Origin of the sequence: Algibacter mikhailovii, from assembly GCF_014651495.1 — a bacterium.
Taxonomy (GTDB): Bacteria; Bacteroidota; Bacteroidia; order Flavobacteriales; family Flavobacteriaceae; genus Algibacter_E; species Algibacter_E mikhailovii.
Window position 1 is genome coordinate 288749 of sequence record NZ_BMWZ01000003.1, and the last position, 14780, is coordinate 303528.

General features: G+C 34.5%; 13 protein-coding genes. 8 read left to right on the forward strand and 5 right to left on the reverse strand.

The window, feature by feature from the left end:
• The first annotated feature begins 64 nt into the window (after window positions 1-64).
• The 5 genes from surE to IE051_RS07380 are packed head-to-tail and all read left to right on the forward strand — an operon-like array spanning window position 65 to window position 4869.
• Window positions 65-841 (forward strand): 5'/3'-nucleotidase SurE, encoded by a 777-nt coding sequence (surE, locus tag IE051_RS07360; RefSeq protein ID WP_189360140.1) that lies wholly within the window; start codon window positions 65-67, stop codon window positions 839-841.
• Window positions 834-1118 (forward strand): hypothetical protein, encoded by a 285-nt coding sequence (locus IE051_RS07365; protein WP_189360141.1) that lies wholly within the window; start codon window positions 834-836, stop codon window positions 1116-1118. Before surE ends, IE051_RS07365 begins: the two co-directional genes overlap by 8 nt.
• Window positions 1119-1123: 5 nt before the next feature.
• Window positions 1124-2236, forward strand: coding sequence for a lipid-A-disaccharide synthase (gene lpxB, locus IE051_RS07370; protein ID WP_189360142.1), 1113 nt, complete (start codon window positions 1124-1126; stop codon window positions 2234-2236).
• A gap of 3 nt (window positions 2237-2239) precedes the next feature.
• The gene (locus tag IE051_RS07375) at window positions 2240-2809 is read left to right on the forward strand and encodes a C40 family peptidase (protein ID WP_189360143.1); all 570 of its coding nucleotides are present in this window, start codon (window positions 2240-2242) and stop codon (window positions 2807-2809) included.
• 23 nt (window positions 2810-2832) lie between these two features.
• Complete coding sequence (locus tag IE051_RS07380; RefSeq protein WP_189360144.1) at window positions 2833-4869, forward strand: ComEC/Rec2 family competence protein; 2037 nt, start codon at window positions 2833-2835, stop codon at window positions 4867-4869.
• 3 nt (window positions 4870-4872) lie between these two features.
• On the opposite strand, the gene IE051_RS07385 is transcribed toward IE051_RS07380, so the two are convergent.
• The 5 genes from IE051_RS07385 to IE051_RS07405 all read right to left on the reverse strand — a co-directional run bounded on the left by IE051_RS07385 (window position 4873) and on the right by IE051_RS07405 (window position 11379).
• Window positions 4873-5394, reverse strand: coding sequence for a thioredoxin family protein (locus IE051_RS07385; RefSeq protein WP_189360145.1), 522 nt, complete (start codon window positions 5392-5394; stop codon window positions 4873-4875).
• Window positions 5354-5902 (reverse strand): thioredoxin family protein, encoded by a 549-nt coding sequence (locus IE051_RS07390; RefSeq protein WP_189360146.1) that lies wholly within the window; start codon window positions 5900-5902, stop codon window positions 5354-5356. Before IE051_RS07390 ends, IE051_RS07385 begins: the two co-directional genes overlap by 41 nt.
• Window positions 5903-5989: 87 nt before the next feature.
• Window positions 5990-7753: a peptide MFS transporter gene (locus IE051_RS07395; RefSeq protein WP_189360147.1), complete on the reverse strand. Its 1764-nt coding sequence runs from the start codon at window positions 7751-7753 to the stop codon at window positions 5990-5992.
• Between the two features lie 10 nt (window positions 7754-7763).
• Window positions 7764-9152: a peptide MFS transporter gene (locus tag IE051_RS07400; RefSeq protein ID WP_189360148.1), complete on the reverse strand. Its 1389-nt coding sequence runs from the start codon at window positions 9150-9152 to the stop codon at window positions 7764-7766.
• Window positions 9153-9183: 31 nt separating this feature from the next.
• The gene (locus IE051_RS07405; RefSeq protein WP_189360149.1) at window positions 9184-11379 is read right to left on the reverse strand and encodes a S9 family peptidase; all 2196 of its coding nucleotides are present in this window, start codon (window positions 11377-11379) and stop codon (window positions 9184-9186) included.
• A gap of 150 nt (window positions 11380-11529) precedes the next feature.
• Here IE051_RS07405 and IE051_RS07410 point away from each other — a divergent pair, with 150 nt between their 5' ends.
• From IE051_RS07410 to IE051_RS07420, 3 genes are read left to right on the forward strand one after another with little or no spacing between them, the layout of a single operon-like run.
• Window positions 11530-12858, forward strand: a complete 1329-nt coding sequence (locus IE051_RS07410) for a hydroxymethylglutaryl-CoA reductase, degradative (protein ID WP_189360150.1) — start codon at window positions 11530-11532, stop codon at window positions 12856-12858.
• Complete coding sequence (locus IE051_RS07415) at window positions 12848-13762, forward strand: GYDIA family GHMP kinase (protein ID WP_189360401.1); 915 nt, start codon at window positions 12848-12850, stop codon at window positions 13760-13762. Before IE051_RS07410 ends, IE051_RS07415 begins: the two co-directional genes overlap by 11 nt.
• Before the next feature lies 1 nt (window position 13763).
• Entirely contained in the window at window positions 13764-14753 is a 990-nt protein-coding gene (locus tag IE051_RS07420) for a lipid A-modifier LpxR family protein (RefSeq protein WP_373294343.1), read from the forward strand.
• Window positions 14754-14780: the final 27 nt, after the last annotated feature.

The following is a 14780-nucleotide window of genomic DNA, read 5'->3' on the forward strand; positions in this document are numbered from 1 at the left end:
CAAACAAAATGAGACTTTACTCACGAATTTATGTATTTTAGCGAAGCTATATGAAAAATGTAAAATGAATAAAAAACCACTTATTTTAGTTACTAATGATGATGGTATCAGTGCACCAGGAATAAGGACTTTAATCTCCATTATGAATGAGATAGGTGATGTAGTTGTAGTCGCTCCAAATAGTCCGCAAAGCGGCATGGGCCATGCCATAACTCTTGACTCTACATTGTTTTCTGAAGAAGTGCATTTTGATGATGGGCCACAAAAAGAATACAGCTGCTCAGGTACACCTGCAGATTGCGTGAAACTAGCTGTAAGACAGATTTTAGGAAGGAAACCTGACCTATGTGTTTCTGGAATTAACCATGGATCAAACGCTTCAATTAATGTGATTTATTCTGGCACCATGAGTGCAGCTATTGAAGCAGGTATTGAAGGAATCCCTGCCATTGGTTTTTCCTTACTTGACTACAGTTGGAATGCAAATTTTGAAGCTTCAAAAACTTATGTTAGCACAATAACCAAGCATGTTTTAGAACGTGGTATACCAGAAGGAATTGTCCTAAATGTAAATATTCCGAACATAGAAAAAGACCTTATAAAAGGCATAAAAGTATGCAGACAAGCTAAAGCAAATTGGGTTGAAGAATTTGACAAACGTAAAACACCTCAAGGAAAAGATTATTATTGGCTTTCTGGAAAATTTGTTAATTTAGACGGTGGTGAAGACACAGATGAATGGGCACTTGCCAACAATTTTGTTGCTGTAGTACCCACACAATTTGATCTTACAGCACATGACTTCATAAAAGATTTAAACACTTGGAATTTAAATGAATAAAAAAGACATATTTATAGGCATGTTCATTGGTTTAGTAGCAAATGCTATTGGACTTTTTTTTGCCGCCAATTTATTAGGACAAGGTGAAGATTTTACCCATGTCATACAAGCTGCAGCAAAAGAAGGGTTTCTTGGAAAACTTATTAGTCTTGGGGCTATTTTAAATTTACTAGCCTTCTTTATTTTCATAAAAAAAAGACAAGATTACAGGGCACGAGGCGTTCTATTAATAACAGTATTTGTTGCCGTTTTTACTTTTGTATTTAAACTCTTCTAGACAAGATGAAATACTATATTCTAGTTGGTGAAGCCTCAGGCGATTTACATGGATCAAATTTAATAAAAGCCTTATTGAAACAAGATAATGATGCCGATATTAGATTTTGGGGTGGAGATCTTATGGCATCAGCTGGAGGCACGCTAGTTAAGCACTACAAGGAACGTGCATTTATGGGATTTACTGAAGTGATTATGAATCTCAATAAAATCTTCAAACTAATAGCATACTGCAAAACTGATATCAGTACATTTAACCCTGATGTCGTTATTTTTATTGATAATTCAGGTTTTAATTTACGTATAGCGCAGTGGGCAAAAGCTGCAGGTTACAAAACCAACTACTATATTTCTCCTCAGGTTTGGGCATCTAGAGCTAGTAGAGTAAAAGCTATAAAACGAGACATTGATTCCATGTTTGTTATCTTACCTTTTGTAAAACCTTTTTACAAAAAGTACAATTATGATGTCACTTTCGTTGGACATCCTTTAATTGATGCCATTGCACATAGAAAACAAGTTAAAGAGCATGAATTTAGAAAAACCCATGAATTAAGTGATAAGCCAATTATTGCCCTACTTCCTGGAAGCAGAAAACAGGAAATTACTAAAATGCTCAATATCATGCTAAGTTTAGTCGATGATTACCCAGATTATCAATTTGTTATTGCGGGCGCTCCAAGTCAAGATTATAGTTTTTATAAAACTTTTATAAAGTCTATTAATGTCCACCTTATTGAAAATAAAACCTACGATTTACTTAGTATTTCAACCGCAGCATTAGTTACATCAGGCACGGCTACACTTGAAACAGCTTTGTTTAAAGTACCCCAAGTTGTTTGCTATAAAGGGAGTGCTATATCTTACCAAATTGCAAAACGTATTGTAACTCTAAAATTTATATCATTAGTGAATTTAGTGATGGACAGAGAAGTTGTTACTGAACTGATTCAAAAAGAATTTAATAGGAAAAGACTCAAAGAAGAACTTGACAAAATACTGGACAAGGATTTTAGAGAGCAAATGTTTTTGGATTACTTTGAATTAGAACGGACACTTGGCGGCGTAGGCGCTAGCGAAAAAACTGCTCGTCTTATTTATAATGGCTTAAAAAACTGATTCATGAAACCCTACCTACTAGTTTATGTTGTTCTTACCATGCTTATCAGTTGTAAGTCATCTAAAAAAATCTATAAGAGAGATGCCACTGCTAATGAGATTAGTGCGTCAACTCATGGACAAAAAGAAACAGAACGAGAATCTTTTAAAGACATCAAACCTCAGAAAAGAGAAGCTAAAGCCTCAAAATCAATAGAAAAAAATATTATAGATTATGCGAAACAGTTTGAAGGCGTAAGATATAAATGGGGCGGTACTACAGAAGCTGGAATGGATTGCTCCGGACTGATCTACGAGTCCTTTAAAACTTATGAAATCGTGCTTCCTCGAATATCAAGAGATATGGCCAAGAAAGGAAAGAAGATATCTTTAAGAAAAGTTAATCGCGGAGATCTATTATTTTTCAAAACTGGCAACAGAAGAAACTCTATAAATCACGTAGGGTTAATAGTGGCTATTAAAAACAATGATATTGAGTTTATTCATGCCACCAGTAGCAAAGGCGTTATAATTTCCAAATTAAACGAAGCATATTGGCAAAAAGCCTTTTTCGAAGCTAGGCGTATTTTGTAAGATTTTTTATATATTGTAAGAGCATGAAATTGCTCAATTTCAATATTATAAAATTAACATTATGCCTTATAATCGGGATACTTATTTCCCATTTTATAGGAATCACTTTAATAGCTTGCGTTTACCTTACTATAGCACTCCTAGCCTGCCTATTATTACTTTTAATTCGATCAAAAAAAAAGATCCAAAAAGATTATTGGTTTGGATTATGTGCCATGTGCGCCATGATTTCTATCGGCATGCTAACAAGCAGTTTTCAAAACAAAAAAAACCGTTCAAGTCATTATACCAATCAATTTAAAAAAACTGACAGCTTAAAAGTCATAACATTTAAGGTTAGGGCCGTTTTAAAACCAAGTGCATACCATGACAAATATATTATTGATTTAAAATCTATTGATAATGCCACGGTTTCTGGAAAAACACTTTTAAATATTGAAAAAAACAGGTTATCAGAATCACTTAAAATAGACGACATCTACATTAGCAAAATATTATTCAGCAAAATAAATACTCCCTTAAATCCTTATCAATTTGATTACAAAAACCATCTTGCCAAAAAATATATTTATCATCAAATCTTTATTACCAAAAACCACCTATTAAAGGTACAACGCAGAAAAACAACCTTATTTGGTTTTGCAAATTCCATTCGTGAGTACATTAACAAAAAACTCAAACCATACAACTTCAAACCTGATGAATTAGCAATCCTTAACGCCTTACTATTAGGTCAAAGACACGACATTAGTGATAAGATTTACACGAACTACGTCAACGCCGGTGCCATTCATATTCTAGCCGTTTCTGGTCTACATGTTGGTATTCTTTTACTCATTCTAAGCTATCTTTTCAAACCTTTAGAATGGTTCAAACATGGCAAACTCATCAAGACTTTATTACTGGTCAGTTTTCTTTGGTGTTTCGCCCTAATAGCAGGATTATCAGCTTCTGTAACTCGTGCGGTTACCATGTTTAGTATTATAGTCATTGCCCTAAACCTAAAAAGACCCACAAATATTTACAATACCCTAGCCATAAGTATTTTAGTTATTTTACTTTTTAAACCTATGCTTTTATTTGATGTAGGCTTTCAACTGAGTTATTTAGCTGTTTTAGGAATCGTAACAATTGACCCTTTACTATATAAACTTTGGCAACCCAAATCATGGGTGACAGACAAATTTTGGCACACCTTCACGGTTACCATGGCTGCCCAATGTGGTATTATACCTTTAAGTTTATACTACTTCCATCAATTCCCGGGCCTATTTTTTATTTCAAATTTAGTCATCATTCCTTTATTAGGCATAATTTTAGGGTTAGGCGTTCTCGTTATTTCTTTAGCCACCACTAATCTACTACCGCAAATAGGCGCAGATATTTATGGTTATATTATAGCTAGAATGAATGATTTTATTGGCTGGATTGCACTTCAAGACGCCTTTCTTTTTCAGCACATTTCCTTCAGTAGATTGAACCTTTTTTTATCATACCTATTTATTATTGTTTTCATAAAGTTTCTGATTCAGAAGAATTATGGAGCACTTAGAACACTCTTGGTTGCTATATTAATTATTCAGTCTATACTCATATATAACAGACTTAAGCCTAAACAAAATGAATTTATTATTTTTCATAAAAGTAGACATAGCCTAATTGGCAATACCGTCAATAACCAACTGACAATAGCTCATGACATAAGCAGTCAAGCAAAAAATCAAGATATCATTACAAAAAATTACGCTACCGGACGTCATATAAACGCCATACATCACAGTACTCTTAGATCGGTTTATCAATTTAACAATGAAAAATTACTCATCATAGATAGTTTAGGAATTTATAAAGTAAAATCCTTTAGACCTGATTACGTTCTACTCCGACAGTCTCCAAAGATAAATCTAAATAGGCTGATTGACTCACTACAACCAAAACACATAATCGCTGATGGCAGTAATTACAAATCCTATATTAAATTATGGGATGAAATTTGTAAAAAAAGAAAAATCCCTTTTCATCCAACACATAAAAAAGGCGCCTATATTATTTCTTATTAATAGCTAAAGCTCTTTTGCTACAATTTTATTAGCAATGTCCAGCCATTTTTTAGAACCACCACGAACATAACCTGTACGACCAAGACTTTCTAAGTTAGTTCTGCCATCAGGCATTACTTTTGGTGACACAAAAAAAACTGTTGGATAGCCTCTAACACCAAACATACTTTGCAAATTTTGATTTTGACCTCTAGTTCTTTCGTCTTGCGGCGTTCTTTTAGGAAAATCTACTTCCACTAAAACAATATCATCAGACCATGTTGCAAAATCTGAAGTATCAAAAACCTCTTTTTCTAGCTTTGTACACCAGCCACACCAATCAGAACCGGTAAAGAACAACAGCATTTTTTTATTCTCTTTAGTTGCCAAATCAACTGCTTTTGACATATCTGTATGCCATATTAGTTCTTGAGACTCAGCATTCCCAGACCACAATAATAAAGCAAATAATGGTAATACAAAACTATTTACAAAACTAATATGTTTACCCTTTAAACTCAGATGTAAACGCTTTATAGTATTCATTAAACTCTTCTTGAGTTGTTATATTCTTATGGTCGTTCTGATTGAACATTTTTAAATACAATTCCAATTGCGGCGGGGTTTGATACCCTCTAATGGGTGCTATTACCTCAGCCTTTTCATCCAAAAACACAATCGTAGGATAGGCATTTACTTGCAAATAACGCGCCAATTCATGCACTGAGTTTCTTGAATTTACTCTAGCTGGGTCATAACTAGGATTTGAAAACGTCTTCTCTTTATAGGTTATAGCTTCATTACCTTCACCATTAAATTTAACAGCATAAAAATTTTTATTCACATAATTAGCCACATCTGGATTTTGAAAAGTCTTTTTATCCAATAACTTACATGGACCACACCAATTGGTATAAACATCCATCATAATTTTTTTTGGCGTCTTTTTTTGCAGCGCTAAAGCCTCATCTAAACTTAACCATTTTATTTCTTGTGATATGCCGCTTAAACTTATAAGCCCCATAATCAATACGAGTACTAGTCCTTTTTTCATAATAATTTAGGTTGAAAAACTTGGTCCGAACTTACAAAAAATGCTCCAAATTAGGAGCATTTGAGATATTTTTAACTTTTTATTCGATTAACGAACACCATGCATGAGTTTTTTCAACAACGGATGCAATAGCAATGATACAAGACCTAAGCCAATAGGTATTAGCGTAAAAATCAAAAAGAAAAAAGAAAGCCCATGCTCACTTGTAATCTTTTCAATATCACCGCCTACATAATGTGCTAGTTTATTCCCAATAGCTATAGCCAAGTAATAAACACCAAACATAAAGGCGATCATTCTTGCAGGAATCAATTTACTCAAATAAGATAAGCCCATTGGAGACAGACACATTTCTCCAAGGGTATGAAACAAATAAGCAAAAACTAACCAGGCCATACTTAAGCTTGCTGTTTGTGCCCCTAGAGCCACATCTTTAGCTCCAAAGGCTAAAAACCCAAAACCTAAGCCCAAAAGAAAAAGTCCCAGAAAATATTTAACTGATGCCGGCGGATTGTATTTACTATCCCACCATTTGGTAAATAGCGGTGCGAACATGATAATAAAAAGTGAATTCAAAATTGCGAACCATGTAATAGGAACCTCGGTTTCGGTAGATTGAAATTCGATATAAACCTTATATATCACAATAACCCAAACAATAATGAAACTGCAACCCAATATAATATTTGAAAGCCCTATTTTATTAAACGTTTTTCTAAACAAACTCAACAATACATAGGTAATTACACCAAGCGGGACTATAGTCACAATTAAATCAACAATCTTAAACGTTGTTGCTGCATTTCCTTCTAAAATTCTATTAGTAAAATCTCTTGTATAAATGGGTAAAGACCCCGCTGCCTGCTCAAATGCGGCCCAGAAGAAAATAGTGAATATACAAAATATAGAGAAGGCTATCATTCTATCTCTTTCTATAGGCTGATACCTCGGTATTCTAATCAATAAAAGTAAAATAAAAGAAATTGCTGCAAGTAAGGCAAAAAACAAAGAATCGCTTAATCCGGCGATTGTAAAATTAAAGGTTTGTATATCACCTATCTTACTCAGCGGATCATTTATGATAAAAATTATAGCGGAAACGATAAAAACACCTATCAACAAATAATCCAGTATTGAAAAATGATTTAGTTTTATCTCTGAATTTAAAGCATCATTTGTTGTAGTTTTCTCCTCAACCGTCGCCTTAACAGGCTTATCACCAAGGTTTCCAAAAAGAGGTTGTGCAAAATAAAACTGAAGCATCCCTAAAAGCATAAAAATACCAGCCAAGCCAAAACCAAAACTCCATCCTATCTTTTCACCAACCCATCCACAAAGCATAATACCAATAAAAGCGCCTGCATTAACACCCATGTAAAATATGTTGTAAGCGCCATCTTTTTTGTCATCATGACCCTCATACATTTTAGAAATTATAGATGTCATATTGGGTTTAAAAAAGCCATTACCAATAATTAAAAAAGCAATACCAATATACAAGAAGGTGGGTGTTTCAATAGCCATAGAAGCATGTCCAATGGTCATGAGTAAGGCCCCAATAACAACCGCCATTCTGTATCCAATTTTATTATCAGCTAGCCAGCCACCTAACAAGGGGGTTAGATAAACTAACATAGCATAAGTTCCTAAGAGAGACAAAGCTGCTGATGAACTCCATTCCCAGCCTGGATTTTCTCCCAAAAGGGAACCAGTTAAAAAAATCACCAATATGGCTCGCATCCCATAATAAGAGAATCGCTCCCACATTTCTGTAAAAAACAGTACAAAAAGCCCTGCTGGGTGCCCTAAAACTTTGTCTTTAAAAAATTGATCTGTCGCGTTTTCTGCCATGATTTTATTTTTAGTTATCTGCTAAGTCAAAACCTTCTGCTTCCTCAAGATGCATATCGCCCTCTTCATCTTCAACGCCATGTGTTAATACCTCTAACTTCTTTCGTACTAAAAGCACCAAAGCACCTAATACTACACAAAAGACTGCTATACCCGTAAATATTGTATATTCTCCTAAGCTTTCTGACCATTCCCCCAATAAACCAGCAAGTTTACTTCCAAAACCAGTCATAGCAAAATAAACCCCCATCATAATTGAAGCGTACTTCACAGGAGCTAATTTGGTTATAAAAGATAATGCCACAGGAGACAAACATAATTCCCCTACAGTATGAAACAAGTAAGCCAAAACCAACCAATACATTGCTGATGTACCTGTAGACTCAAATTGAGCAGTTGCCCCTGTCATAAAAAAGAAACCTGTTCCCATTATAATTAATCCAACGATCATCTTAAACAAAGACGTAGACACTTTTCCTTTCAATTTTCTATTGGCCCAAAACAAGGCCACAGAAGTTCCTAAGAAGATAATAAACATGGCATTTAACGACTGAAACCAAGACGCAGGAACTTGCCACCCCATTAACATTCTATTGGTTTTTTCCATAGTATAAATATTCATTAGTCCTCCTGCTTGTTCAAATGCTCCCCAAAACACAATAACTAATAGAAAAGAGATTAGTAGCACAACCACCCTATCTTTTTCAATTTTAGTTAATGGCTTTTTCAATAACGCCTTCTCTTCTTCATTCTGAGAAGCCCCAAGGAAATTTCCAACACTGGCTAAATGCTTTTGACCAAGAACATATTGCAATATCCCTAATCCCATACCTATTCCTGCTAGACCAAATCCATAATGCCAACCATATACTTCTCCCACATAACCAACAATTAAACTAGAAAGAAAAGCACCAACATTAATACCTATATAGAAAATGGTAAAGCCCTTATCTCTTCTAATATCCCCGGTTTTATATAAACCACCAACCATGGTTGATATGTTAGGTTTTAGCATACCGACTCCGCATACAATAAGTATTAACCCAGTGTAAAATGCCCACATTTGTTCAACCGCCAAAATACTATGTCCAAAAAGCAACAATACACCGCCAACAAGAACAGATTTTTTCTGTCCTAAAAATTTATCAGCAATAATTCCCCCGGGTATAGACATCACGTAAACCATCATAGTATACCAACCATACAAAGCCAAGGCTTCGCCATTTGTCCAACCTAATCCAGCATTTTCAACATCCGTCTGAGCCACTAAATACAAAACCAAAATAGCACGCATACCATAGTAAGAAAACCGTTCCCACATTTCAGTAAAAAAGAGCACATATAATCCTACCGGATGCCCAAACAGTTCTTTTTGCTTTATCGTTTCTGAATTCGCCATAAATATTTTTGTTGTTGGTTAGTATTATTTTTTAATCTTCAATATCAAGATTAAATGACTCATGAATAAATTTAGTCATTTTTCTAAACAGATGAAGTCGTGTATTTCCGCCATAAATGCTATGATTCTTATCTGGATAAATAGCCCATTCAAAATCCTTATCCGCTTGAATAAGCGCTTCTGCTAGTCGCATCGTATTTTGAACATGCACGTTATCATCTGCAGATCCATGTACCAATAAAAAATCACCCTTTAATTGATCGACATGACTTAAAGGTGAATTATTATCATAACCTCCTTCATTTTCTTGAGGGGTAGTCAAATAGCGTTCTGTATAAATGGTATCATAAAACCTCCAACTTGTCACAGGAGCTACAGCAATAGCCATCGAAAACACATCATTGCCTTGAAACAGACAATTACTACTCATAAAACCACCATAACTCCAGCCCCAAATCCCTATTCTCTCTGCATCAATATACGGAAGCTCTCCTAATTGTTTAGCCGCTTGAATCTGGTCTTCAACTTCATATTTCCCTAATTCATTTTGAGTTACTTTTTTAAATTTAGCACCTTTGAATCCGGTACCCCTGCCATCTATACAAACCACAATTACACCTTGTTGAGCAAGTAATTGATACCAGTAATCATTAGCAGAATACCACTTATTAGCTACTTCTTGTGAACCTGGTCCTGAATACTGAGTCATTAACAAAGGGTATTGCTTAGACGCATCAAAGTCAAGTGGCTTTATAGTCCACATATTCAATTCATTTCCATTTACACTAATACTACCAAACTCCTTTTTAGAAAACTTATAGGTATCAAGTGTTTTAGCCACAGCTTCATTATCCTTTATCTTTTTAATTAAATCTCCCGATTTGGCTTTATGTAACGAATATGTTGTTGGAGAAGTTGCACTAGTATGGGTATTAATGAAAAACGAAAAATCTGCACTAAAATCAGCTTTATTTGTACCATCATTTTTTGATAGTCTAGTTTTATTTCGCCCGTTTAGCTTGATTCCAAATACATCTCTATTAATAGAACCATTTTCTACAGATTGATAATAAACCGTCTTATTTTCTTCATCAAACCCATAATAATTGGTCACTTCCCAGTTTCCTTTAGTCACTTGAGTAATCAATTTTCCATTCTTATTATAATGATAAATATGATTGTAACCATCTTTTTCACTGGTCCAAATAAAACTATTATCTTCTAAAAAGGTTAAGTAATCAGTTACCTCAACATAAGCTTCATCCTTATCTTGAAGAATTAGTTCAGCTGAGTCTTTATCTGTATCAAACATCCACAAATCGAGTTGATTTTGATGTCTGTTTATAAATTGCGCACTTAACACCTGAGGATCATTGGTCCATGCTATTCTTGGAATGTAAAAATCTTCATAAACCGTTGTTGTTTTTAACGCTTCCAAAGTATTAGTCTTTAAATCATAGACATGCAAAGACACTTCAGAATTAGGCTCACCTGCTTTGGGATACTTAAAGACATGTTGCGTTTGATACAAAGTTTCGCCATAAACATCCATTGAAAATTCAGGGACTTTAGTTTCATCAAATCGAATAAAAGCAATTTTATCATTATTAGCATTCCAGTCAAAGGCTTTTACAATTGAAAACTCTTCTTCATACACCCAGTCTGCAATACCATTAATTACCTTATTTTTTTCACCATCTGATGTTATTTGAACAATTGTATTAGACACCAAGTCTTTAACATACAAATTATTGTCTTTGGCAAAAGCGAGTTTATTTCCGTCTGGAGAAAAGGTAGGTTCTTGAATTTGATCTTCAGAAATTAATTCCAAACCTTTTGTTTGCACATCATACACATAGTAATGCCCTTTTGATGACCTCCTGAATATAGGTTCTTCATTAGCAGTAAGTATTACTTTCTTTTCGTCCTCACTAAAGGTATAGTCTATAAAATAAGGCATTGCTTCCAGATCTTTAGAACTTACGATAGTGCTTACTTTTTCTAAAGTCTCATAATCGTATACATCTATAGATGTACTTCTACTAGCTCTATCAAAGTTTAATACTGAATACTGCTTGCCATTAGCCATTGAATGCAAGGCATCCATATAATCCTGTCTAAAAGTGCCGTTTTTCCAAATATCTTCAAGTGTAATTTCTTTAGTTTGTGCTGTTAGTATTGAGGAGATTATAACACAAACAAAAAAGGAGAATTTTAGGTATTTCATCAAAATAAATGTTTATTCCATAAAGCGATGTCAAGATTACTAAAAAATCTTCAAAATACCACACTTATTAACACTTAAATAACCCGTTTCAAAAAGATTTTGTTACAATTTAATACCAAGATCTTATCTTTGCGTTACAAATTAAAATCTATGAGTAAATCTATTTCAGGCTTTTCCAAACTTTCCAAATCAAAAAAAATTGACTGGATTGTTAGTACGTACTTTTCAAATGCGGAAAGTGCCAAAAACATTTTAATACAGTATTGGAATAACAATGAAAAACTGCAACAACTTCATGATGAATTTATTGAAAACACGATAACCAATTACTATTTGCCGCTTGGTGTAGCTCCTAATTTTTTAATAAACGACAAACTCTATACAATTCCAATGGCCATTGAAGAAAGTTCGGTTGTAGCGGCAGCTAGTAAAGCTGCCAAATTTTGGCTAGAACGTGGTGGATTTAAAACAAAAGTTATATCAACAACTAAAATTGGACAAGTTCACTTTAAGTTTTCAGGTAATATAAACACTTTACAACCTTTCTTTAATGCGCTCAAACCAAAACTTATTGAGGAGTCTAGTGATATTACAAAAAATATGACCAAGCGAGGTGGGGGCATACTTGATATTGAACTGCGTGACAAAACCGCCGAACTAGAAAATTATTACCAATTGCATGCGTCTTTTGAAACCTTAGATGCCATGGGTGCCAATTTTATAAATTCTTGTTTAGAGCAATTTGCAAAAACACTTAAGTCTGAAGCATTAAAACACCAAGGTTTTTCGGAAGACGAACGAGGTATTGATGTTATAATGAGTATTTTATCAAACTATGTACCTGATTGCCTTGTAAGAGCAGAAGTGAGTTGTCCAGTTGAAGATTTGAGTGAAAACAAAGCCTTGTCTGGTGAAGCCTTTGCCCATAAATTTATAGAAGCGGTTAATATTGCCGAAATAGAACCGTTCCGAGCCGTTACGCATAATAAAGGTGTAATGAATGGTATTGACGCTGTGATTTTAGCTACCGGAAATGACTTTAGAGCTGTAGAGGCAGGTGTTCACGCCTATGCCTCGCGTCATGGGAGGTACAGCAGTTTAACTCATGCCAAAGTAGAAGATGGTATTTTTACATTTTGGACAGAAATCCCTTTAGCCTTAGGAACTGTGGGCGGTTTAACAGGGTTACACCCGTTAGTAAAATTATCGCTAGAAATGCTCCATAACCCTTCTGCTAAAGAGCTCATGCAGATTGTAGCTGTGGCGGGACTGGCTCAGAATTTTGCAGCATTACGGTCCTTAACTACCACCGGAATTCAACAAGGACATATGAAAATGCATCTCATGAACATATTAAATCAATTTGAAGCTAATACTGACGAAAAAGAGGTGCTCACTGCCCATTTTAAAAACAATACAGTATCACATAGCGCGGTCACGGAAGCTTTAAACAAATTACGGGTTGACGGTGAAAAGTAAAACCTTTTACAGTAACGGCAAACTGCTTATCTCAGGTGAATACGTGATACTTGACGGCGCTAAAGCTTTGGCACTACCAACCAAACAGGGGCAGTCTTTAAATATTGAACCTATTAATGATAATAGGCTATTATGGGAAAGTTTTGATCATAAGGGGGACCTTTGGTTTAGTGATGTTTTTGAGATAAAAAATGGATCCATTGAAAGTCGTAACTCCAATGAAATTACACAAAGACTTATTCAAATATTACAGGCAACATTTACTTTAAATCCGGCTTTTATAGATAACATAAAAGGATTTAAAGTCACTACATTATTAGATTTCCCAACTAACTGGGGACTAGGAACATCATCGACATTAATAAATAATATAGCTCAATGGGCAGAAGTAAGCCCCTATAAACTTCTAAGCCAAACCTTTGGAGGCAGTGGTTATGATATTGCCTGTGCACAACATAGTACAGGTATCATATATCAAATCGAAAACGAGATACCAACAGTAACTAAAGTTGAATTCAATCCTAACTTTAAAAACAACCTGTTTTTTATTCATTTAAACAAAAAACAGAATAGTAGGGCAGGCATTAAGCACTATCACGAAAACAAAAAAGACATTACCGCAGCACTGGCGGAAATAAATGATATCTCCATGGCAATGGTTGAGGCTAAAACATTGGATGAGTTTGAACACTTAATCCATCAACACGAGGGTCTCATTGCCAAAATAACAAATCAGACACCTGTAAAATCGCTATTTTTTAAAGATTTTAATGGTGCCATAAAAAGTTTAGGAGCTTGGGGTGGTGATTTTGTCTTGGCAGCCTCAAAAGAAGACCCAACGCCTTACTTTAACTCCAAAGGATATCATACTGTGCTTCCTTTCAATGACATTATTTTGAATTAATATGTTTTTGATTACATATCATTTCAAAATAAAATTCGCACTTATACTTTGTTTATTATCATTAACGAACATAATGTATGGCCAAGATGATAAAGAAATTAAATACGCCTTAGAAATTTCATCAGATAATGATGCATTTGCAATTTGGGAAAATTTTGACAGATACTATACTTTTGGTATTGGGCCAAAATTCTATCTAAAAACAGAAAAACTACTTGGATTACAAAAATTATTCAAGAAAAAAAACGATTACTTCTTTGCGTTTGGCTTACGATCAGAGGGCTACACCCCTACGAGACAATCCTATGACTCTACTTTACCTTCAGATTCACTTTCATTTGACAGACCTTTTGCAGGACTACTTTATGGTACATTAAAAGCTACTTATACTTTTGACCAGGCATTTATAAAAACTGAATTCCTTTTTGGAGTCATGGGACCATCAGCCTTTGCCAAGGAAATTCAAAACTGGCTACATAGCCAATTACCAACCAGTGATGAAGTTGAAGGATGGGAATATCAAATACCCGACCAAGTCATTATTAATTTTAATATTCGAGGAACATATACCATACATAATATTACGGATTGGTTTGATATTTACGCTTCTGCAGAAGCGCGCTTAGGAAACTTGTATATAGATGCCACACCCTTAATAGGCCTTAGAATTGGTAAGTTTACCTCACTCACTAAATCTACGGTGTACAACAATCATCTTTTAGCACCACTAAACATTAAGGAGATTTTTTTCAGAAGTTCTTTTGCAGCCACTTTTACCGCCTTTAATGGCACGGCACAGGGAAACCTATTCAATAATGACTTTCCTTATACTTTAAATAGTATTAACCATTTTCACACCACACTATCAAATGGTATATTCATAGCTTTTAACAAAGTTTCATTGGGTTATGATAATATTTTCACCTTTGGAAAGGTTACCAAAGGGTCGCAACACATATATGGACGACTGAATTTTAGGTATCGCTTTTAAATAATCTCAGTTTGGTATATAATTAAT